General features: G+C 41.1%; 22 protein-coding genes. 4 read left to right on the top strand and 18 right to left on the bottom strand.

What is annotated here, in order from left to right; translation table 11 throughout:
- Positions 1–2: 2 nt before the first annotated feature.
- The 11 genes from IMPJCBKJ_RS00355 to glyA form a co-directional block, all read right to left on the bottom strand.
- Positions 3–1,115 carry a hypothetical protein gene (locus IMPJCBKJ_RS00355; RefSeq protein WP_166338119.1) on the bottom strand — a complete coding sequence of 371 codons (1,113 nt, stop codon included), beginning with the start codon at positions 1,113–1,115 and terminating at the stop codon, positions 3–5.
- Positions 1,116–1,191: 76 nt separating this feature from the next.
- Positions 1,192–4,278 (bottom strand): ligand-binding sensor domain-containing diguanylate cyclase, encoded by a 3,087-nt coding sequence (locus IMPJCBKJ_RS00360; RefSeq protein WP_166338128.1) that lies wholly within the window; start codon positions 4,276–4,278, stop codon positions 1,192–1,194.
- A 33-nt stretch (positions 4,279–4,311) separates the two neighbouring features.
- Positions 4,312–4,797, bottom strand: a complete 486-nt coding sequence (locus tag IMPJCBKJ_RS00365) for a phosphatidylglycerophosphatase A (RefSeq protein WP_054552569.1) — start codon at positions 4,795–4,797, stop codon at positions 4,312–4,314.
- Positions 4,794–5,768, bottom strand: a complete 975-nt coding sequence (gene thiL, locus IMPJCBKJ_RS00370) for a thiamine-phosphate kinase (protein WP_166338130.1) — start codon at positions 5,766–5,768, stop codon at positions 4,794–4,796. The genes IMPJCBKJ_RS00365 and thiL overlap by 4 nt, the downstream gene beginning before the upstream one ends.
- 44 nt (positions 5,769–5,812) lie before the next feature.
- On the bottom strand, positions 5,813–6,223 hold the full coding sequence (nusB, locus tag IMPJCBKJ_RS00375) for a transcription antitermination factor NusB (protein WP_054552571.1): 411 nt from the start codon (positions 6,221–6,223) through the stop codon (positions 5,813–5,815).
- Between the two features lie 15 nt (positions 6,224–6,238).
- A complete protein-coding gene (ribE, locus tag IMPJCBKJ_RS00380) occupies positions 6,239–6,703 on the bottom strand; it encodes a 6,7-dimethyl-8-ribityllumazine synthase (RefSeq protein WP_054562661.1) in 465 nt (154 codons plus the stop codon).
- Positions 6,704–6,808: 105 nt separating this feature from the next.
- Complete coding sequence (gene ribBA / locus IMPJCBKJ_RS00385; RefSeq protein ID WP_138615817.1) at positions 6,809–7,924, bottom strand: bifunctional 3,4-dihydroxy-2-butanone-4-phosphate synthase/GTP cyclohydrolase II; 1,116 nt, start codon at positions 7,922–7,924, stop codon at positions 6,809–6,811.
- A 42-nt stretch (positions 7,925–7,966) separates the two neighbouring features.
- On the bottom strand, positions 7,967–8,620 hold the full coding sequence (locus IMPJCBKJ_RS00390) for a riboflavin synthase (RefSeq protein ID WP_054552574.1): 654 nt from the start codon (positions 8,618–8,620) through the stop codon (positions 7,967–7,969).
- A 4-nt stretch (positions 8,621–8,624) separates the two neighbouring features.
- Positions 8,625–9,764, bottom strand: a complete 1,140-nt coding sequence (gene ribD / locus IMPJCBKJ_RS00395; protein WP_166338132.1) for a bifunctional diaminohydroxyphosphoribosylaminopyrimidine deaminase/5-amino-6-(5-phosphoribosylamino)uracil reductase RibD — start codon at positions 9,762–9,764, stop codon at positions 8,625–8,627.
- 2 nt (positions 9,765–9,766) lie between these two features.
- Positions 9,767–10,216 (bottom strand): transcriptional regulator NrdR, encoded by a 450-nt coding sequence (gene nrdR / locus IMPJCBKJ_RS00400; protein WP_054552576.1) that lies wholly within the window; start codon positions 10,214–10,216, stop codon positions 9,767–9,769.
- A gap of 106 nt (positions 10,217–10,322) precedes the next feature.
- Positions 10,323–11,579: a serine hydroxymethyltransferase gene (gene glyA / locus IMPJCBKJ_RS00405; RefSeq protein ID WP_054552577.1), complete on the bottom strand. Its 1,257-nt coding sequence runs from the start codon at positions 11,577–11,579 to the stop codon at positions 10,323–10,325.
- 360 nt (positions 11,580–11,939) lie between these two features.
- On the opposite strand from glyA, the gene IMPJCBKJ_RS00410 reads away from it, so the two are divergent.
- On the top strand, positions 11,940–12,239 hold the full coding sequence (locus IMPJCBKJ_RS00410; protein WP_166338134.1) for a hypothetical protein: 300 nt from the start codon (positions 11,940–11,942) through the stop codon (positions 12,237–12,239).
- A gap of 64 nt (positions 12,240–12,303) precedes the next feature.
- On the opposite strand, the gene thrC is transcribed toward IMPJCBKJ_RS00410, so the two are convergent.
- The 4 genes from thrC to IMPJCBKJ_RS00430 all read right to left on the bottom strand — a co-directional run bounded on the left by thrC (position 12,304) and on the right by IMPJCBKJ_RS00430 (position 17,561).
- Positions 12,304–13,587: a threonine synthase gene (gene thrC / locus IMPJCBKJ_RS00415; RefSeq protein WP_166338136.1), complete on the bottom strand. Its 1,284-nt coding sequence runs from the start codon at positions 13,585–13,587 to the stop codon at positions 12,304–12,306.
- 18 nt (positions 13,588–13,605) lie between these two features.
- Entirely contained in the window at positions 13,606–14,532 is a 927-nt protein-coding gene (gene thrB, locus IMPJCBKJ_RS00420) for a homoserine kinase (protein WP_138615806.1), read from the bottom strand.
- Between the two features lie 9 nt (positions 14,533–14,541).
- Entirely contained in the window at positions 14,542–16,959 is a 2,418-nt protein-coding gene (thrA, locus tag IMPJCBKJ_RS00425) for a bifunctional aspartate kinase/homoserine dehydrogenase I (protein ID WP_166338138.1), read from the bottom strand.
- 227 nt (positions 16,960–17,186) lie between these two features.
- Entirely contained in the window at positions 17,187–17,561 is a 375-nt protein-coding gene (locus tag IMPJCBKJ_RS00430; protein WP_138600400.1) for a response regulator, read from the bottom strand.
- Between the two features lie 238 nt (positions 17,562–17,799).
- On the opposite strand from IMPJCBKJ_RS00430, the gene IMPJCBKJ_RS00435 reads away from it, so the two are divergent.
- Both IMPJCBKJ_RS00435 and rdgC read left to right on the top strand, forming a co-directional pair.
- A complete protein-coding gene (locus IMPJCBKJ_RS00435; RefSeq protein WP_054552582.1) occupies positions 17,800–19,563 on the top strand; it encodes a HAMP domain-containing sensor histidine kinase in 1,764 nt (587 codons plus the stop codon).
- A 90-nt stretch (positions 19,564–19,653) separates the two neighbouring features.
- On the top strand, positions 19,654–20,562 hold the full coding sequence (gene rdgC, locus IMPJCBKJ_RS00440; RefSeq protein ID WP_054552583.1) for a recombination-associated protein RdgC: 909 nt from the start codon (positions 19,654–19,656) through the stop codon (positions 20,560–20,562).
- A 58-nt stretch (positions 20,563–20,620) separates the two neighbouring features.
- Here the strand turns inward: rdgC and IMPJCBKJ_RS00445 are convergent, their stop codons facing one another.
- The gene (locus IMPJCBKJ_RS00445) at positions 20,621–21,463 is read right to left on the bottom strand and encodes an HDOD domain-containing protein (RefSeq protein WP_054552584.1); all 843 of its coding nucleotides are present in this window, start codon (positions 21,461–21,463) and stop codon (positions 20,621–20,623) included.
- A 273-nt stretch (positions 21,464–21,736) separates the two neighbouring features.
- Here IMPJCBKJ_RS00445 and IMPJCBKJ_RS00450 point away from each other — a divergent pair, with 273 nt between their 5' ends.
- The gene (locus IMPJCBKJ_RS00450; RefSeq protein ID WP_166338140.1) at positions 21,737–23,437 is read left to right on the top strand and encodes a Zn-dependent hydrolase; all 1,701 of its coding nucleotides are present in this window, start codon (positions 21,737–21,739) and stop codon (positions 23,435–23,437) included.
- 48 nt (positions 23,438–23,485) lie between these two features.
- Here IMPJCBKJ_RS00450 and IMPJCBKJ_RS00455 read toward each other — a convergent pair whose 3' ends face one another.
- Both IMPJCBKJ_RS00455 and IMPJCBKJ_RS00460 read right to left on the bottom strand, forming a co-directional pair.
- Positions 23,486–24,238: a transporter substrate-binding domain-containing protein gene (locus tag IMPJCBKJ_RS00455; RefSeq protein ID WP_054552586.1), complete on the bottom strand. Its 753-nt coding sequence runs from the start codon at positions 24,236–24,238 to the stop codon at positions 23,486–23,488.
- A gap of 58 nt (positions 24,239–24,296) precedes the next feature.
- A complete protein-coding gene (locus tag IMPJCBKJ_RS00460) occupies positions 24,297–24,701 on the bottom strand; it encodes an HIT domain-containing protein (protein ID WP_138600394.1) in 405 nt (134 codons plus the stop codon).
- Between the last annotated feature and the right edge of the window lie 102 nt (positions 24,702–24,803).

Raw genomic sequence — 24,803 nt, forward strand, 5'->3', positions numbered from 1 at the left:
TTCTAATTACACATTGATCTAGGAACACGGAATACTATTGATTGACCAGTTCCATGTTGCTCAAAAAAGATCGTGCAAGTTTCACCACCACCACCACTACCGTTGATAATAGTGTTAGTAGCTCCAGATGAACCATTGAATCCTACAACACCTCCGTTCGAATTGGTAAACGCCCCTGTTTCATTCAATTCTGCTAACTTATCAAGAGTGCATTCATTATCAATGAGTGCAGGTCCTGTATCACTACCTTTTAGAGCAGACAAGGTCATTCCGGCAACTCTTGATGCTTCATCAATTACAGTGTAACGAGTACGTGGAGCACCATTAGAGTCATAAAGGTAGATTTCATAGTCAAAAACTAAACCATCTTTGAATGAGCTTTCTTTTTCACTTTGTTCAAACTCCCAAATCAAAACAGGCTTTTTCGTTTCTTCAGTGTATTTCACATTGTAACTGACACCATTTAAGTTGACTCCAACACTTGAAGGGCTAACTCGCCCTGAGTTGTTAATGCGGTTTACTACCTCTCCGGTCGGAGCACCTTCTAAGTTGAACATTAGAGATAAATTCATTAACTCTTTAAGATGATTCATTTTATTTGGATCAACTAACATCGATAGAGCTGTATTATCAGGGCAAGTATCTGATGATGAAGTCATTGGCACTGAATTAAAAACCATTGTATTTTGAATATTATTCGCCTCATAATTCTGAATATTACTTATCGCATAACTAAGAGCTTCATTATAATCAACAACAGCTTGATAGCCTTCAATTTGATCCTGAGTTAGTGTCCTATCTAATGCTTGAGCAGAAAATGTTGGAGCAACTTTGCTATGCCCTAATAAAAAGCTATAAACTGTTTTTGTGACAGGATTTACTAAAACTACATTTTTCTGAACAGAGCCACATATCATATTATCAATGCTCATTGGGCGATTAGGATCTTCTGGATAACATTTCTTAGGGTTAATGTACTCATTTTTGGCAATTGTCCTAGCAACCTCTTTACTAGTACATTGTTTGCAAAAAAAAGCCTCCGATTGAATATCAGCTACACCGTTTGATGAATAAAAACCCAATATGCTAATGAACATTACAATTATTTTTTTCATATCCTTCCCTTTTTATAAAAAACTTAATCACCAAAAAATTAACACCCCCCGAAACATCATGTCAACAACACTATATTTAACGCATCCAAATTTTAATATCGGCTAAACCATTAGCTTGTAGTGCGCTGAGCTGCTGATCAACATTGTTGCTTTGCTCGAACTCAAAAGCATCTAATTGCTCGTCAAAGCTAATATTTGCTACACCATCGCCACCGCGCTTTTTAACTTGATGCAGTGCGATATCGGCAAGGTTAACTGAGGTTTCCCAACCAATAACTTGGCCACCCAGTAAAGGTAACGGATAAAAAGACCAACCAATCGACGCAGTGATAGTGGTCGACTGCCCATTCGGTAATCTAAATGGGTTTGCTGCAATTGCTTCACATAAATCGGCCACATAATTGTCTATTGCTGTGCGTTTGAAATCACGTAGTAAGAGTAAAAACTCGTCACCACTCCAACGCGCAACATAGTCAGAACCTTGAGTACGGCTATTCAACAAAGTCGCCATTTGCTGTAAACAGCTATCGCCTGCAAGTGGGCCATACGCATCATTAATGCGGCTGAAGTTATCAAAGTTTATTATTAATAGCACTAGCGACTTACCCTGCGCTTGCAATGACTGTGAGTTACGCTGGAAGTGTTCGATATCTTTAGGGAGCTGATCAAACAAGAAGCGACGGCTACGTAAGCCTGTAAGCTCATCTGAGTGACTAACTAGCTTAAGCTGTGAGTTCACTTGGTTAAGCTTATCGTTAGCTTCTCGAAGCTCTACGGTACGTTCTGTTACTAAGCTTTCAAGGGCTAATTGCTTACGTTTCTCTTGCGCTCTAAATACCCAAAACACGAGGTAGAACAGTAAAATAAAGCTGCTGGTGATCAAGAGTCTAAAATAAATAGTCTCATCAAAACGACGCGGCACTACAAAGCTGTACTCGGTACGACGTGCTTTTTGCCAATCTTCACCACGACGCTTTGCTTCAAGTTGGAACAAAAACGACCCCGGCGGTAAGTTGGTATAGATTGCCTCACGACGAGTATTGGCATAACGCCAGTCACTGTCTAAGCCACTTAAACGGTAACGGAACTCGATACTTGAAGGGGCATAATAATCAATCGCGGTATATTTTAACGTTACATCGCGTTCATCAATTTGTAGCTCAGGCTTATTACCTAAAGTTGCGGTACTTAAATGACGAAGCGGCGTGATCAAGCTTTCAATGCGAGGCTTAAGTGCTTGTACACCAAACAGCTCAACGCTCTTTGGTATTTCTACCACACCTTGCAGACTTGGGTACCAAATAGAGTTGCCTGTGTCTGCTACAGCATCATGGCCAAGGCCTGCACAACATTGACTGGCTTTACCGTCAAGTTGACGGTCAAACGATGAGATCACTTGTTCTACTTTTAAACTTTCGATATCAGTACCAAACTGCTCTACAGGCATACGGTATACGCCTTTCATAGTACTGACCCAAATACGTTTTAATTGCTTGTCGTAAACTAGACTGAAAATAGAGCCATACGGTAGACCATCGGTGGCATCTAACTGACGCCACTGCCCTTTGGTACTGCGATAAAATAAGCCATCGTTAAGTGAACCAATTAATATTCCCACTCCTTCGATATTCAAAATACTGGTGACGTAAGCACTTTCTAAACTAGTTTGGTCGCCAATTTTTTCAATCCCGCGGTCGGTAAAGTAATAAGCTCCTTTACTGGTACCTATTAAGCCAAAATTCTGCTCATCATGAACATAAGTAATAAATTTGCTGCTTAAGAAGGCATTGTATGCAAAAGGTGTTAAACCACCATAACTTAAGCGGTACATACCGCGGCCAGTACCGAGCCAAAATCCACCTTTGCTAGAACGGCTAATTGCAAATACTGGGTTATCGCGCAGCGCTCGCCCAGGCACCGTATACAGGTTTTGGTTTTCGTAATAAAACACACCGCGCCCTGTTGCGATGTACAAACGATCACCATCAAATTGTAAGTCGTGCACTGCTGCTCGACCAAACTGATTACTCGGAATTTGATTTACAAAATTCTTGTTGTAGTCGAAGTAGCCAACACCGCTACGGTTAGCCACCCATAATTTGCCATCAGGCGCTTGGCTAATCGCCATCACCGCTTCGGTCATATTTGAGATAGCTGAGTGACGTTCAATACGCCCTTCGTGAGCAAGCCATAAGCCTTCACTGAAGCTTGCTAGCCAAATGTTATTTTGATTGTCACGGAAAATATCGGCAAACCAAATGCTTTGATCGAGCTGGCTAGGTTCAACCCATTGCCAATCTCCTGAATTATTACGGAATAACAGTCGGCCGTAAGTCGAAATCCATAGCGCGCCATCGGAGTCGCTCATAAACTTATAAACGGCAGAGTTACTGGCATTTGGCAGTGGGAATGGACGCAGCTCGTCATCTAAATCAAGAAAGTAGGCACCCAGCTCTGAGGCAAGATACAAGTTACCTTCAAGCCACGCCATATCATGAATAATGGTTTGTGCTAAACGCTCAGGTAATGAAACCTTGGCAGTCAGCTCTAATCGTAATTTCGCAAAATCAGAAGAGGTATTAGTTAAACGCAATAAATGGCGCTCATTGACCAGCCAAATGCCTTCTGGCGACAATGCCATTTGACTCACCGAACCAACAATTTGCGTAATAGCAGTGGCATTAGATACAGGTACAATTAACGCGGAGTTTTGATTGAGTGTGACTTGATTTCGAGCAACATAATAAAGGCCGTTGGCTGCAATCCAGATACTGCCTTTGGAGTCTTCAAGAATATCGCGCACCGGACCTTTAACGTTAAAGGTTTGCGACATCATGGTTTTAGGATCAAGTGTTACTAAACCATTCTTGGTACCAACCCAAAGTAATCCTGTGCTATCGACTAGTAATTTATTGATACCATTACTTGGCAGGAAGTCGCTGTTTTGCGTATTGAAGTTAGTGAACGTATTACCATCAAAGCGGCTTAAGCCAAACTGAGTACCCAGCCACATATAGCCTTGCTCATCTTGAGCAATACTTTTTAATGATTGCGATGGCAAGCCATTTTGGATGTTCCACTGTTTGACGACATAGTCAGTAATAGATGCAAACGCAGGCATGCTGCAAAGCATCAACAAACAGACAACTAGAAATCGCATCATATACTTGCCACCAAGTAACACTTAACTCATCGTTTAAAAAGGCAAATAGCCTGCTTTAAACAAGGCTTGAACACAAATTAATGAAAAAACACCTGCTAAAATATCATCAGCCATGATGCCCAAGCCCCCGTGTAAACGTCTATCTAAAATTCTGATAGGACCTGGTTTAGCGATATCAAAAAAGCGGAACAATAAAAAACCAACCAACAGTGACTGCCAACTCAGTGCAGCACCAATCATGGTGATATAATAACCAGCAACTTCATCCCAAACAATGGCTGGATGATCATGCACCCCTAAGTCATCTGCTGTTTTACCACATGCCCAAATACCAAACACGCTGATTACGACAGCAAATACAATTTGTAACCAAAGCGGAAAATACATTGTGGTGAAAATAAATGGCAAGGCAGCAAAGGTACCAAAGGTGCCTGGCGCTTTAGGGGCAAGGCCTAAGCCAAAACCCAGACCAAAAAATTGGTGTGGGCGTTTTAAATTGAATAAACGGTTACTGCTCAAACCGGCTCCTTTGTAAAGTGCTGAAAGCCTTTTCCTTGGTAGTTAAACTTTTCGCCATCAATCAATAGCTCAATCTCACCTTCGCCACTTTTAATTTGACCTACACAGCTTGCTTCTACACCATATTGGCGCAGTTTCATATCAACCATGCTTTTATTGCTTTCTGGCACAGTAAACAGCAACTCATAGTCGTCACCGTAATTTAAGATATAGTCAAATTGCTCAGCACGTGGAATCGACGAATTTAATGCATCAGAAACAGGCACTTTATCAACATTGATCACCGCACTAACTTGCGATAGCGCTAAAATATGGCCTAAATCAGCTAATAAGCCATCGGAGATATCAATTGCTGAAGAGGCTGCGCCTCGCAAAACTTGCCCCGCTGCTACACGTGGCGTCGGATAATCAAAACGATTATTTAAATAGCTTAAGTGTTCAGGGGCGATATCGAGGCCTTGTTTACGGGCTTCAATGGCTACACCAGCATCTCCTAATGGACCTGTTACATAAATCCAATCGCCCACTTTAGCACCGCTACGGCGCAGTGCTTTGCCTTCAGGCACGATGCCTTTAGCACAAATCGTAATAGTTAAAGGACCTTGAGTGGTATCACCACCAATGATTTGCACATTGAAGTACTCAGCAATTTCATGCATGCCTTCAGTGAACTCTTCAAGCCACTCTATATTTGCTTCAGGCAAAGTTAGGCCTACCGAAATCCACGTAGGTTCAGCGCCCATTGCCGCAAGATCACTTAAGTTAACAGCTAAAGCTCGATGCCCAAGAGCACGCGCAGAGATGTCATCAAAAAAGTGTACGCCCGCAACTAAAGTATCTGTTGTTACCGCCAATTGACAGTTTTCAGGCACAGTTACTAAGGCACAATCGTCACCAATACCTAGGTTCACATCACGGCGAATAATGCCACGGCCCTTAAAGTAACGATTGATTAATTCAAATTCCTTCATACACAAAAAAGCCGGCCCAAGCCGGCTCTCCTTTACGGGGTTACTTACTTACGCAGTTCTTTCACTGCTTTATCAAGTACACCGTTGACAAACTTATGGCTGTCTTCAGCACCAAACATCTTAGCAAGCTCAATGCCTTCATTGATTGCCACTTTGTAAGGTACGTCTTCACGGAATTTCAGCTCATAGCCAGACAGACGTAAAATTGCTTTTTCGACCATGTCTAACTCATCAGCTGGGCGTGCTAAATGTGGTGCAACGATTTCATCTAATTGCTTACAGTTAACAACAACACCGCGTGCTAGGTCTTTGAAATATTCGACGTCGATCTTAGTCACATCATTTTCAATTAACATTTGCTGTTCAATATCAGCAATTGGGTTGCCGCTTAACTGCCAAGAGTATACGGCTTGAAGTGCTAAGATACGTGCTTTACGTCTTGCTGCTGGTTTCACAGAGATTCCTTAAACTTAAATTTTGTCTAACACATTAACCATTTCAAGCGCACCTAAAGCAGCTTCGCCGCCTTTATTACCCATTTTGGTACCTGCGCGCTCAATTGCTTGCTCAATGCTTTCAGTGGTTAATACGCCAAATGCAACCGGGATATCGTACTCAAGAGATACTTGTGCAAGACCTTTGTTTGATTCGCCAGCGACTAAATCAAAGTGTGGCGTACCACCTCTGATCACGACACCTAGAGCGATGATTGCATCGTGTTCTTTCTTTGCTGCAACGCGTTTCGCTGCTAAAGGTAATTCAACGGCACCTGGTACGTAAACAACAGTAATGTCGTCTTCAGAAACACCACCTGTGCGCTTAAGCTCATCAACAGCACCTGCTAATAGGCTGCTACCAATAAAGTCATTAAAGCGAGAAATGACAATGGCAAATTTTTTGCCCGGTGCGTATTTGTTACCTTCAATAATTTTCATTTAATAACCCTAAAAAATAAGTTTAAGCGGTTGCGATTGCGCAAAAATTACGGCGCATAATACCACAAAAATATAAAAGTAGCCTAGTAAATCTATTTTCCCAAATTAAGAGCGAGGCTCAACATAGTCAACCACTTCTAAGTGGAAACCAGATAGCGCGTGGTACTTCTTAGGACGGCTCATTAAGCGCATCTTTTCAATACCTAAATCAGCCAAAATTTGCGAACCAACACCCACAGTACGCGAGGTACCTTGGAATTTACGATGACTGACATTTTCGCCCGCATCTTCAGCGGCAAAGGCTTTAACGGTTGCTTCTAAATCTTCAGTTGATTCTTGTTTACCTAAAATAACCAGCACGCCGTTATGCTCAGCGATATAAGCCATAGCATCTGATAAGCCCCAGCTACGATCAGCACTTCTATCTGATAATAGAATATCGTTAAAGGTGCTTTGTAAGTGAACTCGTACTAACGTTGGCTCATCTTTCGATACTTCACCTTTTTGTAAAACATAGTGAAGCTGACCATCAATGGTGTCTTTGTAGGTCACTAAATCAAACTCACCATGATCCGTTGGTAGTTTACATTTAGCAACACGCTCAATGGTGGTTTCGTTTAGGTTTCGGTATTCGATTAAATCTGCAATAGTGCCAATCTTTAAGTCATGCTCTTTAGCAAATACTTCAAGATCTGGGCGACGGGCCATAGTGCCATCTGCATTTAGAATTTCAACAATCACAGATGAAGGTTCAAGACCTGCTAAACGTGCTAAATCACAACCCGCTTCAGTATGACCAGCACGTGTTAACACGCCACCAGGCTGCGCCATAATTGGGAAAATATGCCCTGGCTGTACGATATCGCTCGGTACGGCACCTTTAGCGATTGCGGCTTGTACGGTACGTGCGCGGTCGGCTGCTGAAATACCTGTAGTTACGCCTTTCGCCGCTTCAATCGACATAGTGAAGTTAGTTGAAAAAGCTGCACCGTTATTTTTAACCATCAGTGGTAATTCTAACTGCTGACAACGCTCTTGTGTCATTGTTAAACAAATTAAACCACGGCCGTGTGTTGCCATAAAGTTGATGGCATCAGCACTGATATGTTCTGCCGCGATAATTAAATCGCCTTCATTTTCTCGGTCTTCATCGTCCATTAAAATAACCATTTTACCGGCTTTAATGTCATCGATAATTTCTTGCGCGCTGTGTAAATTCATAATGTGCCCATGAGAGTATGATTAATAGTGACGTATCTTTGCTTACTTAATAAAGCCAGCTTGTGCGAGCAAGCTCATTGATATGTCTGAACGGGAAGGTTGTTCAGCCCCTTTAATTAGGCGCTCTAAATAGCGAGCAATCTGGTCAACTTCTAAGTTCACCTGAGTACCCACCTGAAATTCTGCAATCGTTGTTTGCTCAGCAGTATGTGGAACAATCGTCAGCTTAAAGCGATTTTGCTCAACCTCGTTGACGGTTAGGCTAATGCCATCAATACACACCGAGCCTTTGTACGGAATGTACTTCATTAAATCATTGTCAGTACTTAACCAATACTCAGTTGCACGAGCATTAGGACTAATACTTTCGACAGTCGCAATACCATCAACATGGCCTGACACTAAGTGCCCACCTAGGCGAGAAACCGGTTGCATAGCTTTTTCGAGGTTAACTGTTTGCCCTTTTTTATAATGTGCAAACCCAGTTAAGCTAATTGTTTCGTTTGATAAGTCAGCACTAAAACCATCGCTATGTTTAGCGACAACCGTTAAACACACACCATTGGTGGCAATACTGTCACCGAGCTTGACGTCTTCCATATCCAAATTAGCGCTTTGAATACGAATAGCTAGATCGCCTTGCTTTTGTGTTAGTTCAACAATTTTACCTGTTGCTTCAATAATTCCAGTAAACATAGTGCTACTCTTTATTTTCAATTTTTGAGGCTTGCTTTGCTTTTGTCGCTGTTAAGCGAATATCGTCGCCAATCATCACTGTGTCAGTAAAGGTCAGTTCAGTGATATCACTCATCATGGTGACTTCTGCAAAGTTTAGTAAGCTTTTGCCCATATCACCTACTAACTTAGGGGCAATATAAACAATATATTCGTCAATTAAATCTTGCTCGGCAAACACCCCAGCAAGGGTTGCCCCCGCTTCGAGCCAAATATGATTAAATTGTAGTTCAGCAAGACGCTTTAAAACCGCCGATAAATCAACTTTATTGTTAACTGCTGGCACCACTTCGTGTTTAACAAAGTGAGGCCACTTGGTGTGATTATCAAGCGAAGTGGTAAAAATTATTACCGGGCTCTCGATGCTGAATAACGCAAGCTCAGGCGTTAACCTGTTTTGTGAGTCAATAATGATTCGGGTTGGTTGGCGCAAAGGCAGCGAGGTTGGCATGGTAAATGGCAACTCATCAACACGGACATTGAGTTTTGCATTATCAGTAATAACGGTGTCTGCACCGGTTAAGATACCGCAGCTTTGCGCACGAAATGCTTGCACATCTTGGCGCGCTTGAGGGCCTGTTATCCATTTACTTTGACCGTTATTTAGCGCAGTTTTACCATCTAAACTACACGCCATTTTACAGGTTACATATGGCAACCCAGTTTCCATACGCTTTAAAAAGCCTTTGTTTAAGTTGCGCGCTTGTTGCTCAAGTAAGCCAGATGCCACACTAATACCAGCGTCAGCTAATATCTGCAGGCCGCGACCACTTACCGCAGGGTTTGGGTCAACCATAGCAGCAATCACCTTGCTTACACCCGCAGCTTTTAAACCTTCGGCACAAGGCGGAGTGCGTCCATAATGACTACAAGGCTCTAAAGTGACATAGGCAGTGGCGCCCTTTGCTTTATCGCCAGCTACAGCCAACGCATTCACTTCAGCATGGCCCTGCCCTGCGATTTGATGAAACCCTTCGCCGACTATTTCGTCATCTTTAACCAGTACACAGCCAACATTCGGGTTTGGCGTGGTAGTAAAACGGCCGTGTTTAGCAAGCTCAATGGCACGCGCCATGTAAACAGTATCAAGTTCTGTAAACGACATGATTAATCACCTAAACGAGCGATTTCTTCTCCAAACTCGCGAATGTCTTCAAATGAACGATAAACCGATGCAAAGCGCACATAGGCTACTTTGTCGAGTTTTTTCAACGACTCCATGATGCATTCGCCAATTAAATGGCTAGAGATTTCACGCTCACCGGTAGCACGAAGTTGAGATTTAATGATGTTAACGACTTCGTCGACCTGCTCAGTGCTCACTGGGCGTTTCTCTAAAGCGCGATGCAAGCCATTCAGTAACTTGTCTTCGTTAAATGGTTCGCGGCTACCGTCTTGCTTGATGACTCTTGGCATCACAAGTTCAGCGCCTTCAAAGGTGGTAAAGCGCTCATGGCATTCGTTACATTCACGTCGACGTCTCACTTGGTGACCACCGCCAACAAGTCGAGAATCAATTACTTTAGTATCTTTTGCGGTGCAAAAAGGGCAATGCATAGGGTTCTAGTTCCGTTTATAAAAAACAAAAAGGCCGCTTAGTAAGCGGCCTTTATGATAGCAAAAAACAACGCTATTGTTATCTTAATTACGGTTTAACCAGTAATTAAGCGTAAACTGGTAATTTTTTACAGATAGCTTTAACTTTCTCTTTTACTTCTGCTTGTACTGACTCATCGTTGATGTTGTCTAGTACGTCACAGATCCAGCCAGCAAGCTCTTTTGACTCAGCTTCTTTGAAACCACGGCGAGTAATAGCCGGAGAACCAATACGAAGACCAGACGTTACGAACGGTGAACGTGGGTCGTTTGGTACTGAGTTTTTATTTACAGTGATGTTAGCGTTACCCAGAGCAGCGTCAGCATCTTTACCTGTGATATCTTTATCGATTAGGTCTAGAAGGAATAAGTGGTTGTCTGTTTTACCAGAAACAACTTTGTAGCCACGCTCTTGCAGTACTTCAACCATAGCTTGAGCGTTCTTAACAACTTGTGCTTGGTACGCTTTGAATTCTGGTTGTAAAGCTTCTTTGAAAGCAACCGCTTTAGCAGCGATGATGTGGCATAAAGGACCACCTTGACCGCCAGGGAATACAGCGCTGTTTAGTTTTTTGTAGATCTCTTCATCACCACATGCAGAAACGATTAGACCGCCACGAGGACCCGCTAATGTTTTGTGAGTTGTTGTTGTAACAACGTGTGCGTGAGGGATTGGACTTGGGTATACACCCGCTGCGATAAGACCAGCAACGTGAGCCATATCTACGAATAAGTATGCGCCAACTTTATCAGCGATTTCACGGAATTTAGCCCAGTCAACAACGCCTGAGTATGCAGAGAAACCAGCGATGATCATTTTTGGCTTGTGCTCTAATGCAAGCGCTTCAACTTGAGCATAATCAATTTCACCTGTTTCGTCGTTTAGGCCGTATTGAATTGCATTGTACGTTTTACCAGAAAAGTTAACGTGTGAACCGTGAGTTAAGTGACCACCATGAGCTAAGCTCATACCTAGTACTGTATCGTGCGGCTGAAGAAGTGCTTGGAAAACAGCTGCGTTTGCTTGTGAGCCCGCATGCGGTTGAACGTTAGCGTAATCTGTGCCGAATAATTCGTTTGCACGGTCAATTGCTAATTGCTCAACAACATCAACATGCTCACAACCGCCATAGTAACGTTTGCCTGGGTAACCTTCAGCGTATTTGTTGGTAAGCTGAGAACCCTGCGCTTCAAGTACGCGTGGGCTACAATAGTTTTCAGACGCGATCAGTTCGATATGCTCTTCTTGACGAGCCGTCTCTTTAGTGATGGCTGCAAATAACTCTGGATCGAAATCCGAAATATTCATGCTACGTTCTAACATGGGGTCTCCTAAGGCAACGTGTATGGTGTTTTTTGAAGGCTGTATTGTACGCTTAAAACGCACTTTTGCCTATCTTGTAAAGATGAACATATTTAAACAGGGATTGAATTTATTTCACAGTGTTTTAATAATGATATTTTTTTATTGATACATAATAAAAATTTATAGATTTAAAATATTTCATAGATATTTAAAATGTTATTTCAACGAAAAACCGCCCGATTAAATTGCGTTTTTATAGGGACAAACTAAGCTTATAGGACTAGTCAATATCAAGGATGGTATAAGTACATGTTAGCTAAACCAATATACGAATTAGTCCCCTACGGATATTTTTTTCTTGGCATAAGCTGTATCGCATTGGCAAATAATTATGTGCCAACTCTCATCGGTGTAATCTTATTTTTATTAGGTGCTAATATTTGGCGGATGCGTTCAGAAGCCAGAAGAACCGATCATTCAAGCCAGCGTGTTAAACAAAAAAAACGTCGCTATTACTATGAATTTAAACCTTTTATCATTTTTATTTCGGCTTTCACCTTGATGCAATGGACGCAAAATGAGCTCGTCTCGGTGATCAGCATTTTGCTATGTATTTCGGCCGTGGTCATTCTTATCATGCGGGTTTTAAACCGACATAGTCACTCGTTACTTCATTAAAGGCTTCATTAAAAGACTGCATTAAAAAGAGCGGCTTAGCCGCTCTTTATACCTTTATTAAGCACTAAGCTAATTTATTTAACAGCTCAGTTCGAAGCAATTGATAATCAAACTTAATATCTTCAGCTAAACACTGTTTTGCTAATGCATCTGCTAGTGGTTTCGGCATAGGCAATTCGATGTCTAAAATTTGCTCTACGCTGTCTTTGAATTTAGCTGGGTGTGCAGTCGCTAAAAAGATACCTGCACTGCCATCAGCTAGATTTTCTTTCAAGCCCTGATAAGCAATTGCAGTATGAGGCTCTGCGATGTAACCTGTTTGATGAATTTTTTTCATCACTTCTTTTGTTTCTTCTTCACCAACACAGCTTGAATAAAAGTCATTATAACTAAACCATTCGTTATCCAACATAAACTGAACACGCGGCCAGTTATTCGGTTTACTTACATCCATCGCGTTCGATAGTGACTCAAGCGTATCATTCGGTGCCCACTCTTTATTTTGTAAGAAACGTGGCACCGTGTCGTTTTGGTTAGTTGTAGCGCTTAATTTCGCTACTGGCATACCAAGCACAGCACCGATCATCGCGGCACACACATTACCAAAGTTACCACTTGGAACTGAGATATGCGCTTTACTACGCTGCTCTTTTGGTAATTGAGCAATCGCTTCAAAGTAATAGCAAACCTGTGCAACTAAACGGCTGATATTAATTGAATTTGCTGAATTCAGACCAAGCTTTTGTTTCACTTCATCATCTAAAAACGCCTGTTTTACCATGCTTTGACAATCATCAAAGCTACCATCAACCGCATAGCAATGAATGTTGTTGCCTAACGTTGTGAATAGCTTTTGCTGCGCTAATGAAATTTTACCTTTCGGGTATAAGATCACGACATCGATATTTGGCTTATTATAAAATGCATGGGCAACTGCAGCCCCTGTATCGCCTGATGTAGCCGTTAAAATCGTGACTTTTTCACCCTGATTAAATTGCGCTAGACACTCAGCCATAAAACGGCCACCAAAGTCTTTAAACGCAAGCGTTGGGCCATGAAATAATTCAAGGCAATAAATATCTTTTTCTACTTCAACTAATTTCACATCAAAGTTAAACGCATTTTGCACCATCTGTGCAACGGTATCGGCAGGAAGCTCGTCACCAATCAGGTGCGATAAAATCTTACTGCTACGGCTCACAAAGTCTAAATCAAGTAACTTATCAATGTCTTGAATTGGTGTAAGGCTATTAGGGAAGAATACACCTTGATTACGCCCTAAACCCGTTTTTACCGCTTCAACAAACGACACCTGTTGTGTTTCATCTTTTAAATTATGTAATTGCATGTTTATTCCTTAAATTCTTTAAAGCTGTCGTGTGCCAAGCTGATCAAGTTGGCAGATGTGGCAGAAGCCCTGCTCATTGATGTAATTATCATTCAGCCAAGCTGCACACTGCTTAGCAGCTTCCAGGCTCTTACACACGGTAAATAATGTTGGGCCCGCACCAGAAATGCTGACAATCTCTGCACCAAGCTCTGGCAAGGCACTCTTTGCTTCGGCAAAGCCTTGAATGAGCGGTGCGCGATGTGGCTCAGCGATTTCATCACTCATAATGGAAAGCGCTGCGTCAAAGCGACCTGTAAGCAATAAGCTGCTAAATGCAGAAAGTCGCTGAGCGAACTCAACACTGTCGTGCATTGATAATTGCGTTGGCAAGACCGAACGCGCTTTTGCGGTATTCAGTGAAAATCCCGGAAAAGCCGCTACGTAATACCATTGATTATCAACAGGTAACGAAATTGACTTGTTGGGAATGAGTTCACCAGTTAATTGCAAGCCACCTAAATAACAGGGTGTGATGTTATCGTAATGACGACCGCCACTAACAATGGCTTCAAAATCAGCCATCAACTCGATAAGTTGCTCTTGAGATAAGTTGGTTTCAGCGAACTTATCAAGGGCTGCAAACGCAGCCACCACAGAACAGGCACTCGAACCTAAACCTGAACCAATTGGTAGGTTCTTTTTAAGCTCAAGTTTTACCGCTGGCATAGTCGGTGCAACGTGTTCTTTAAAATGAATTAAGCATTGATAAGCCAAGTTTTCTTCAGCATTAGCAGGCAGTTTATGGGCATAGTCGCCAGAGCAGACAAAAGTATCTTGCTCAGCGGCACTCACCTCTACAACATCGCCTAATAAGGTGCCATCGATTGGTGCTAGCGCAGCACCTAACGCATCAAAGCCTACAGCAAAATTCCCGATTGAAGCGGGTGCATATACACGGATCATGACCAGCTCCTAACGTGTTAACGTTTTTAAAATGTCGGCAAATACACCTGCAGCCGTTACTTCAGCACCTGCGCCATAACCACGGATAACAAACGGACGAGGTTGATAATATTGACTTAAGATGGCCAGTGCATTTTCACCGTCACGGATATCATAAAGAGCATGGTTACTATCTACGGCTTCAATGCCTACTTTACATTGACCGTTTTCAATAGTACCCACATAACGAAGTACTTTACCTTCGCTTGCAGCACTTTGTATACGGTCGTTAAACTGTGCATCAAGTGATGGTAGTTTTGCCATGAAATCTGCTACAGAATCACCTTCTGCAAACCCTTTTGGTAAAACAGATTCAACTTCGATATCGCTTAGTTCTAACTCAAGACCCGATTCACGAGCAATGATCAGTAGTTTTCGAGCAACATCAGTGCCTGATAAATCATCACGCGGATCTGGTTCTGTAAAACCACTTTCTTTTGCTTTTAACGTGGCTTCGCTAAGTGATAAACCATCTTGTAGCGCACCAAACATATACGATAATGAACCCGACAAGATACCGCTGAACTTAATAAGTTCATCACCGGCACCAAAGAGTGATTTCAGGTTATCAAGTACTGGTAAGCCTGCACCTACGTTTGTTTCGTATAAAAACTTACGATTATTCTTCTGTGTCGCTGCAACTAAATCTTGGTAGTAAGCATACGAGCTAGTATTGGCCTTTTTGTTTGCCGCAACAACGTGGAAACCGGCATTCAAGAAATCAACATATTGCCCAGCAAGCTTATCGGCTGAGCTACAATCTACGATCACAGGGTTAATTAAATGGTTTTGTTTAACAAATTGCTCGACCAAATTTAAATCAAATGCCTGCTCTGACACGGCTAATTTGTCTTGCCAACCATCAAAAGCAATGCCTTCGCTATCTAGATAAAGCTGCCTTGAATTAGCAACACCGTACAAGTTCAGTTTAATATTACGTTTTTCAAGCCATGCTTGTTGACGCTTTAACTGCTGGATAAGTTCTTGACCTACTAAGCCACAGCCAAGTAAAAACACATCGATTGAAGGAATGTGAGTAAAGAAGTTCTCATGGCACACTTTCACTGCGTCGTTGCATAGTTCACCATCGATAACCGCTGAAATAGCACTCTCAGTCGAGTCTTGTGCAATAGCAACAATGTTAACCTGCGCTTGAGCTAATGAAGCAAAGAACTTAGCTGCTAAGCCTTTGTGCGCACGCATGTTATCACCAACTAGGGTTACAATCGCAAGGTTACGCTGTACTTGAACTGGTTCGATTAAACCGGCTTGTGATTCTAATTCGAAAGCAGTTTGTAATGCTTCTAGAGCAAGTGATAGGTCGCTCTCATGCACACAGAAACTGATACTAAATTCACACGAAGATTGTGTGATTAGTACAATTGACACATTATCATGCGCCAATGCATTAAATACTTTTGATGCCATACCCACTTTGCCTTTCATACCTGGGCCAGACACGGTTAACATAGCGAGGTTTTGTAAACTTGATAGCGCTTTAACAGGCTCGTTCGACACACTGTCGTTACTGATCACTGAACCTTCAGCGCGTGGGTTATGAGTATTTTTGATCTCACACGGCACACCCGCTTTGGCACAAGGTAAAATCGTTTTCGGGTGTAATACTTTCGCACCAAAGTAAGACAGCTCCATTGCTTCTTTATAAGATAACGAATCAACCTTAGATGCTTTTTTGATATAACGCGGGTCAGCATTGTAAACACCGTCAACATCAGTCCAGATCTGGCATACATCAGCTTCTAGGCATGCTGCCGCAATAGCTGCTGAGTAATCTGAACCATTGCGACCAAGTGTTGTTAGTTCCCCCTGCTCATTGGCAGCAGTGAAACCCGGCATGATATAAATTGTGCTCGGTGCCGCTTTTAATGCAGCTTGAAAACGTAACTTACTTGCGGCCAAGTCAGCTTCAGCATCAATGTAGCCACCCACTGAAGCTATACAGTCTGTTGCTTCTAAATAACGAGCATTACTTTCGTTAAGCATACACTCCATCAAGGCAACACTAACGCGCTCACCAAAACTAATTGCATAAGCACGTACTTGGTCTGGGCAACACTTCAAAAGTGCAACACCATCCAGTTTATTCTTAAGTTCGTTTAAATCAGGCCAATTCACTACCTGACCAAAGTCAGCTTCAACAGCAGCTTTTAATTGTTCACAGCGCGCAACCAATGCTTGCCATAACTCACTAAAATCTTGCCCCTGCTCTGCGGCGCTTGCTAATGCTACTAATGAATCTGTCATGCCACCTGGTGCTGACAGCACTAACAGCATTTCATCGCGTAATTCTTCTTTGACTAACTGAGCTACCTGTTGCAAACATGCGTAGTCGGCCAAGGACGACCCACCAAATTTTAATACTCGCATTATTTATGTTTCCTCATTCCATAAACGAAAAAGGCCTGTGTTCTAGTGAACACAGGCCTATAAATTTGTTGCACCGACCTATGCCACTATCCCGTAAGGATGATGGTTGTAATAATAATGGTCGTTGCGTGATTAAATGTTTTCATAGCCTTTAGACTGCCTTAAATGTAGCCAAGCTGTCAACCCTTAAAGAAAAGATAAATTATGCGCTTTTGTTATAAAAAATATTAATGAATACCAAATTTATGCAAAGTTGCTTTCAGTCGAACAATATCTATTGGCTTATCGATGAAATCAATGGCTCCCAAACTAACTACTTTTTGCTTCATTTGCGCTTGAATATCAGCTGAAATCACTATAACAAAGCACTCTATTTTCTCTGCTTTGATCGTTTCAAGTACAGCAACACCATCTAGCTCTGGCATAGTTAAATCCAAACACAATAGATCAAAGTTTTGCTCGCGTAGTAAAGCAAGTGCTTCTCGACCATTGGTTGCTTGTTGAATATCAGCACTTAAACAGTTACCTAAGCACCGAACTACTTGTTTGCGAGCTATACTTGAATCATCACAAACCAGTATTGAAAAATTAGGGTTATTCATGAATATAAAAATCTTCGCTGTAGCAAATACAACATCTAAAAAGGCTAAAGTAAAAGACGAGCGAAATTTATAACACACTTTTATTGGTGCAGTAAGGTTAAGTTTTTTTAAAAAATAGTAACAATTTATAAATACTCCAGTAAAAAAGGATTTATTTATTTATTTTTAACCGTTTATTAGCTAACTTTAGAACTAATTGAATGTATTACAAATGTAACCAAGGAGCTATGGGTATTCTATGTTACAGAAAAGCCTATCAAAAGAATTGTTAACAAATGTGCTCTCGGTCTACTTCTTACTCACTTTTGTAGTGACCTGTGGGCAGGTTATTGCTGAATATGTAAACACTAAAGATTACATTCGTGACGAATTAACCACTTTACAAAAAACATTTAGCCGTAGTTTAACCCGTGCAATTTGGGAACTTAACGATAAACAAACCATCACAACAGCTGAAGGCTTACTCGCAATCCCTATGATCGAAGGCATTATTGTGCGCGATGATAGTGGCGAGGTACTCTCACAATTAGGTCGCTCATTAGATATTCACGAGCTATATAGCCAGCAGTTAGTGCAAGAAGAAGCGATAATTGAAGATACACCATCCGGTTTATTCGGCTATACATTTCCGCTTATTTTTGAGTTTTCGGGTAAAACAACTCAAGTAGGCGATGTAACCTTATTCTCAAGCCGAGAAGTGGTATTTAGCCGCATCATGATCTCTATTTATTTTCTAATCGGTAACGCAATGATCAAAACCACCTTTTTGATCATACTTTTCTTACTAGCGTTTAGAAAACGCTTAACTGAACCACTTGCGCAATTTACAGAACAAATTGAAGATCTTGAACTAAACGATTTAGAAGGCCGCCATATCGAGATCCACACAACTGAACACAACGAATTAAAAGTAATGGAAGAATCTTTTAACCGTTTAATAGATAAAGTTGTTCTCTACCGAGAAGAACTGGAACATACTCAGAAAGAGCTTGTACTTAGTAATGAAAAACTCGACCAACATAATTTACAGTTAGAGCAAGAAGTCGCGCGCAAAACATCTAACCTTAGCCAAGCGATGATGGATTTGCAGCAACAGAAATATGAATTAGAAAAACAAAAGCTAACACTGACTGAAGAGATAGACCTTCGTAAACAAACTGAACAAGAACTCATAACCAAGCAAACTGAGTTACAGCGCTATGTTGATGAGTTGAACTTAGCACAGGAGCGCCTAGTCGGCTCCGAGAAAATGGCTGCTTTAGGCGGCTTAGTTGCAGGTATTACCCATGATGTAAATACACCAATCGGGATTGGTGTGACTGCGACTTCATTTTTACAAGAACGTTTAGATCAGATTGAAGCGGCATACAAAGAAAAAACCCTATCACCAAAAGCGCTTGAAGAGTTTATTAATGACGCCAAGCAAAGCACTAGCTTACTTACTAGTAATTTAGACCGTGCATCAGAGTTGGTTGCAAGTTTCAAACAAATTGCAGTCGATCAAGCCAGTGAAGCAGTACGTACGATTAATTTCAAAGAGTATTTAGGTGAAGTGATCCGCTCTTTACATCCAAAACTAAAGAAAACATCTCATCATATCAATTTAGATTGCCCTGAAGATTTAACACTCAACCTGCCTGCAGGCGCTATTAGCCAAATTTTTACAAACTTGATCATGAACGCACTTATTCATGGCTTTGAAGGTATTGAAAGTGGCATCATAGATATCATAATTAAAGACGAAGAAGATGAAGTCGTTATCGACTTTAAAGATAATGGTAATGGTGTATCCGAACATCAGCTAGAAAAACTGTTTGATCCGTTCTTCACAACCAAGCGTGATCAGGGTGGCAGTGGGTTAGGTACTCATATCACTTTAAACTTAGTGAAGCAAACCCTTGGCGGTGATATAGAAGTAACAAGCGAAGTTGGAAAAGGCTTGCATTACCATATTAGTTTCCCAAAAAACATGCCTAAACCGCTTTCAATGTTTAACTCATAAGCAATTCGTACTGATGGCGAAATGATTCATTTCGGCATCAGTTTTTTATTGTTATGATTGGGCAAATTTATTGAAAGGATTAGCCTAATTATGTGGTTTAGTAACCTTATCTGCTACCGTTTTAAACAAGACGTTTCATACTCTCAAGAAGACTTCGACAAAGCCCTAGAACAAGATCTGTTCCGCTCATGTACAGGCCAAGAGCTTTCAACATTTGGTTGGACAAAAGCCTTTGGTAAGCATGGTCAAACTCTATCTCACTTCTCTCAAGACAGCATTTTAGTATGCGCTAAGCGTGAAGAAAAAGTACTGCCTGCGGCCGTTATCAACGAATTGGTTGCAGAGAAAGTTGAGCAAATCGAAGCGGAAGAAAACCGTCCGGTAAAGAAAAAAGAAAAAGACGAACTAAAAGAAAATATTCTGCACACTTTACTGCCTCAAGCATTTAAAAAGTCGAGCCTACAGTTTGCGTTTATTGACCAAAAGAATGGCTGGGTTGTCGTTAACAGCGCAAGCTTTAATAAAGCAGAAGAGCTTTTAGCCCTACTTCGTAAATCACTTGGCACGCTACCTGTCGTACCTGCATTTGCTAATTATGATTTAGATGTATTTTTAACAGATTGGTTAACTAACTTCAGCACTCCTGAAGGCTTCTCTATCGGTAACGATGCAGAGCTTGAAGAAGCCGATGACAGTGGTGCTCAGGTTAAATTGAAAGGCCATGACTTATCATGTGACGAAGTAAAGTCACACCTAGAAAATGGTAAGCGCGTAACTAAACTGGCTCTTGATTGGCAAGAACGCGTTAAGTTCATGCTACAAAACGATGGCTCGATTAAGCGTCTAAGCTATTCAGAAACATTAAAAGAAGAAAACGCCGACATTCCAAAAGAAGATATGGCGGTAAAACTTGATGCAGACTTCATCTTAGCGTCAGAAGAAATTAAACAGTTGCTAGAAGAGCTGACCCAAGGCTTAGGCGACGCTGAAGATTTATAAAATTAACCTAAATGTTAATTAACAAAAAGCGCGACTTGGTCGCGCTTTGTGTTTTTAGCTATTCAGTAAAAATGGCTTTGACCTCATCAAGCATATCGTGATATTCGTCTTCATTAAATAACTCAAGCGATTCTATTACGCCTTTATCTACATATGTTTGCAATGCTGCCGATTTGTCAGAAACCTGCAAGATGCCTTCTAAAATCGCGCCAATACGAATAAAGTCAACATAGCATATATGCTCTGGACGATAGTTTGGATTTGCCCAGCTTTCAGCAACTTCGACGAACTCATCAGTAAAGCCCCAAGCACGCATAATTGCGCCACCTACTTTGCCTCCTAACTTTTGGATAGCGTGTGCCAAAAAACTTGGATTTGCAAAAACTTCAGGGTGCTTTTCAGCCTCAGTCAAAATTGGCAACACGCCTATGTTATAGACTAATGAAGCTAGCGTAATGGTATCTCGGTTCAGTGATGTTTGCTTATTTCGACGTAAGAAAAAGTCCATTAGAGTAATTGAGTGACATGCAACTTTAAGGGTTTTTTGCCATGCTTTATCCATATACCCTTTTATCAGCTCATTATGCGATACAAACAATTGTTCCATCGCCATTGCGGTGGCAATATTTTTGATTTGACGTAGACCAATTCGTGTGACGGCTTGATGAAGATTGGTGACTTTAACTGAGCGCCCCATAAATGCACTGTTGGCCACTTTAATCATTCGTGCCGATAACGCTGGATCATGGGAGATAACATCTGCCATATCCATCAAGTTTACTTCTGGGTTATCTGCTGCTTGCCTCACTTTTACTGCAACTTCAGGTAATGTCGGTAACACTAAAGTGTCATTATTTATTCTGTCGACCAATATGGTCAGTAATGCATTCTCTGTTGACATATGCGTGCCATCCTCTTGGGTTAGTTTGCCAAAATAAAGACAAACTAATGACTGACATTATTAGATTAGTTCTTGTTTTAGTATTGTCTAACTTAACGCTAAAGTTAAGAAAATCACAGAAATTATCTCTTTTTATGCTTTTTAATCATGTAACTGATAAATAAATATCGCTTCTAGCGCTGTATACTTGCCATGTATATGGCAGGTTTGCTTTAATGCATACACTTTTTGTTTTAATAACAATGACTCTCACTAAAATCGGGAACGGGCAAAATGACATTAAATAAAATTAGCCAAGCACTTATCTTATCAGGTGCTGTTTTTCTTGGTGCATGTTCTGATCAGCAAGCAACCACTTCTCAAACTCAGCCTGCTGCAGAGCAAACAAAGCAAAGTATTGAACAGAACAACCCACAACTTATCAATGCAGATGAAAACCGTTTAGACATTTACACAGACTTCACACTTACTTCTGATCTTAGCCACCTGAGTGATAACCAAAAGCAAATGGTTGGTAAGTTGATCGATGCCTCAAAAATTATGGATGAGCTATTCTGGCGCCAAGCATTTGGTGAGAACAAAGACGCTTTCTTAGCAAAAATCAATGATGAAAAAGTTCAGAAGTTTGCAGATATCAACTACGGCCCTTGGGATCGCTTAAACGGCGACCAAGTTTTCTTATCAGGTTATGAAGAAAAGCCTCTAGGCGCTGAATTTTACCCAAGCGATATCACTAAAGAAGAATTAAACAACGCAATCGTTGATGACAAAACAGGTCTTTACTCAGTGATCAAACGTGACGAGAAAGGCCTTCTTTACAGTGTGGCTTACTCTGTTGAGTACGCACAAGAGCTAGAAAAAGCAGCCAACTTGTTACGTGAAGCAAGCAAGCTAGCTGATGATAAAGAATTCGCTAACTACTTAAGCATGCGTGCAGATGCACTAGTAAATGATGACTTTCAACCATCTGATTTTGCATGGATGGATATGAAAAATAACCCTATTGATGTGGTTATTGGTCCTATTGAAACCTATGAAGATCAACTATTTGGTTACCGTGCGGCGTATGAATCTTATGTACTAATCAAAGACTTGGCATGGAGCGAGCGTTTAGCTAAATTCGCTGCTTTCTTACCAGAGCTACAAAAAGGTTTACCTGTAGACGAAAAATATAAGCAAGAAGTCCCAGGTTCAGACGCTGACTTAAATGCTTATGATGTCGTTTATTACGCAGGCCACTCAAATGCGGGTAGTAAAACAATTGCTATCAACTTGCCAAATGATGAGCAAGTACAGCTAGAAAAAGGAACACGTCGTTTACAGCTTAAAAACGCAATGCGTGCTAAGTTCGATAAAATCTTAGTGCCTATTTCAGAGCAGCTAATTGTTCCTGAGCAACGTAAACACATTACCTTTGACGCTTTCTTCGCAAACACTATGTTCCACGAAGTAGCGCACGGTTTAGGCATTAAAAACACCATTACGGGTAAGGGTACTGTTCGCCAATCATTGCAAGAGCATGCAAGTGCCCTTGAAGAAGGTAAAGCGGATATCTTAGGTCTTTACATGGTTGAGCAATTACTTAAGAAAGGCGAGATCACTGACGGTACATTAGAAGATTACTACATCACCTTTATGGCTGGTATCTTCCGTTCAGTGCGTTTTGGTGCTTCAAGCGCACATGGTAAAGCGAATATGATCCGCTTTAACTTCTTCGCTGAAGAAGGCGCATTTTCTAAAAATGCTGACGGCTTATACAGCGTTAACATGGAGAAAATGAGCCAAGCAATGGAAAAACTATCGCGCTTAATCTTAACGATTCAAGGTGACGGTGATTACCAAAAAGTTGATCAGCTAATCGCAACTCATGGTGAGATCAAAGCAGAGCTAGCGAAAGATTTAGAAAAATTAAGCCAAGCTAATATCCCAGTTGATGTTACTTTCAAACAAGGCAAAGAAGTATTAGACCTTTAATACCAGCCTTGTCTGATATAAAAAACGCTGCAATTGCAGCGTTTTTTATTATTCTCGTGCGACAAAACTTAATCCATATTTGCTATTCAGCTGGACTATATCACCACTAATCAACATCTTATTAAACTCTGAATTAAAGTCATCTATAAACTCATTAAGCTCCCGTTGCTTAGTGAAACCATAATAGCCTTGATTCACCGTAATGATTGGCGACAGCATGATAACCTTACTAGAAATTGATAAATCATCAATAATCGGAAGAGCAGCTCGCGGGTGAGTCATCACTAGATCAACTCGATTGTGCATTAACTGTAAAAAACTAGCTTTAACACTCGCCACTTCTGACAAAGTTAAACTTGATTTATTGCGTTTAAATTCTGAACCATAATTCCAACCCCGAGTAATACCAATCACGTCTTTACGTAAGCTTGCGAAATTACCAGCCCAAGTTACATCGCTATTTTTTTTGGTAAAAAAGACAATAGGATCTTCATAAAATGGCAAGGCACTAAATTGCATATATTGTTGACGTTGAAGAGACTTATAAGGACCGATAATGGCATCTGCATGGCCTTGCTCAACCATTTTTAAAGCACGCTTTAGTGGCATGATATCGATGACGAGTTCATGCCCAAGGCGTCGACAAATTTCATGAGCAATATCAGCACCTAAACCAATCACTGTACCTTGTTGATCTTGTTCTAAGATTGCGGGGAAATGGCTCCCAACAAAGTAATAACTTTTTGCTGTTACGGAAAATGAACATAGAAAAGCCAATACGGCTATTACTGTGCTTTTCACTTTTATTAGTCTCTTATTTTTCGCATCTACTTAGCTTAGCGCAATTTAATATGATTGATTAAAAATGTGCTCTTAGTTGCTCTATTTGTTCATCGCTATATGGAACTGCCGGTAATTTACCCCAAATAGGCGCAGGCCAAGCCGGATCGGTAGTGAAGCGTGCAATATGATGAACATGTAATTGCGGCACCATATTACCCAATGCTGCTATATTGAGTTTGTCTGGGCTGAATACCTGTTGTAACAACTTACTCAGTTTGCCTGACTCTTGTAATAAGGTAATTTGTAGCTCTTCAGACAGATCGATAATCTCTTTAACGTCTGCAACTCTTGGCACTAAGATAAACCAAGGGTATTGGCTATCATTCATCAGCAATACTTTACACAGTGGCCAATCCGCAAGTTCAATGCAGTCGCGTTGTAGTTCTGGGGCCAGAGAAAACGACGTATCAGTATTTTTCATCAATAAATCCTTTGATATTGGGTAATCAAATCCTACTTTATAGCATTTTGTTGCAGTTGCCTAAGCTTACCATTAACATCATGGCAGTTTTTATTCGAGCGA

The sequence above is a fragment of the Pseudoalteromonas sp. MB47 genome (assembly GCF_011319765.1).
Classification (GTDB): domain Bacteria; phylum Pseudomonadota; class Gammaproteobacteria; order Enterobacterales; family Alteromonadaceae; genus Pseudoalteromonas; species Pseudoalteromonas simplex.